The organism is Psychrobacter sp. TB20-MNA-CIBAN-0197 (genome assembly GCF_040309765.1).
Classification (GTDB): Bacteria; Pseudomonadota; Gammaproteobacteria; order Pseudomonadales; family Moraxellaceae; genus Psychrobacter; species Psychrobacter submarinus.
This window is the reverse complement of the sequence record NZ_JBEOPC010001219.1, coordinates 1-244: the sequence shown is the minus strand read 5'-3', so window position 1 is coordinate 244 and position 244 is coordinate 1. Positions and strand designations below refer to the sequence as shown.

At 63.1% G+C, this 244-nt stretch carries 1 protein-coding gene; it reads left to right on the top strand.

Annotated features, from left to right (window positions below):
* Window positions 1–244, top strand: a 244-nt coding sequence (locus AAEY83_RS17825; RefSeq protein WP_351061345.1) for a hypothetical protein, incomplete at both ends; no start/stop codon positions are given.

The window sequence follows — 244 nt, the reverse complement described above, 5'->3', positions numbered from 1 at the left end:
ACGCGCAGGTGATCGATCCGGATAATGCCGCGCCGATATCGACGCAGAGCAGCGGTTTGATCCGGGAAGTGATGGTTACGCTGGATGAGCGTTTTGTCGATGAGGCACTGGTGGAGCGCGCGCGCAATGGCGATGCGGGATGGAGTGCAGCGGAGATATTGCGGGCGCGGGCGGCGGCATTAGTGAAAGGTTCAGAGTGGCCCCTTCGCGAGCAGGCTCGCTCCCACAAGGGGTCGGTGTCGGG